The organism is Mucilaginibacter arboris (genome assembly GCF_009754915.1).
Taxonomy (GTDB): domain Bacteria; phylum Bacteroidota; class Bacteroidia; order Sphingobacteriales; family Sphingobacteriaceae; genus Mucilaginibacter_A; species Mucilaginibacter_A arboris.
The window spans coordinates 1-1,036 of sequence record NZ_WPIK01000053.1 but is presented as its reverse complement, the minus strand read 5'-3'; the positions used below and the strand labels follow the sequence as shown (position 1 = coordinate 1,036).

General features: G+C 33.1%; 1 protein-coding gene. It reads right to left on the bottom strand.

What is annotated here, in order from left to right:
• Positions 1 to 254: 254 nt before the first annotated feature.
• Positions 255 to 998: a hypothetical protein gene (locus GO621_RS18675; protein WP_157569920.1), complete on the bottom strand. Its 744-nt coding sequence runs from the start codon at positions 996 to 998 to the stop codon at positions 255 to 257.
• Positions 999 to 1,036 lie beyond the last annotated feature (38 nt).

Here is a 1,036-nt window from a genome sequence, read left to right as displayed (position 1 = left end):
TTTGGGACAAAAAAATCTTTAGCAAACTTTCTCGGGCGAAAACACAAATTGCGCCTAACGTTTCGGGCTTGGCGAAGAACTGGAAATAGAATTCCTTCTGCCGAAACCCAAAGCTAAATAAAAGTTACAAAGTTTAATACTGTTTTTATGAGCTAAAAAATGTTCCTTCTGCCAAAATTGAAGCAAAATAGTAAAATAAAAGTTGATTAAATTCCGTCAGCCAGTTTTTTGCCAAACCCATGTTGCCTGTAGTTTTATTTTTCTCCAAGTTTTGTCAATAGCTTTTCGAAATTATCTGTCGGATGTAAATCGCTTGTCTTATATGATAAGTCATGTCGCATATTGTTTGATAATAATATTAAGTTTTCAGCAGGAAGACCTGATGTTGAAGCGAAGTAGGAGTAATATTGAGGTAATTCTGTCAAGTATTTCTTTCTATGTACTAACGCAAGTGTTGGTAAGAAAAGAAAGATGTCGTTATTTGTTAATTCAAATGTTGTGAAATATTTCTTAAGTTGATTTCTCGAGTTTTCGATCATAGAATCTGGATCGAATAAGGATTTACCATTAGTAAGTCTATTTTTGTCATGTTGATAGCGGTCAGATGAGAAGAAAGGTTGAATCCAACCTGCTTTTGCTTTCACTTCTATAATTGCAAAGGCTTTATTATCTTTTAAAAGTCGTATATCTGGAGCTGTCTTACTTTCTTGTCGCCGCAAGTAAATTTTCCATCTTTTGTTATTAATAGCAGAATAATGAAATAGGATTCTTGCAATTAAGAATTCTAACTCTCCTGTTATTGGTGAATGATAAGCAGTTTCAAAGCTCTCTCCCTTAAAACTTTGTTCAACTTTTGCTGATTCGTATAAATCTATTATTGTTTTAAGAATTTGCTCAGATATTTGTTTTCCAGATGTAAATTCTTCGGAAATGAATTTTGCGGTTTTATCTATTTCGCTAAGGTAAGCTAGTCGGGTTTGATATAGTAAGTTTAACATGGATTGGATTGGTCGATTGTCGTTAGAAAATTACAGGC

Coding starts and splice junctions, on each gene's coding strand:
- GO621_RS18675 (WP_157569920.1), bottom strand. CDS start 998: ATGTTAAACTTACTATATCAAACCCGACTAGCTTACCTTAGCGAAATA.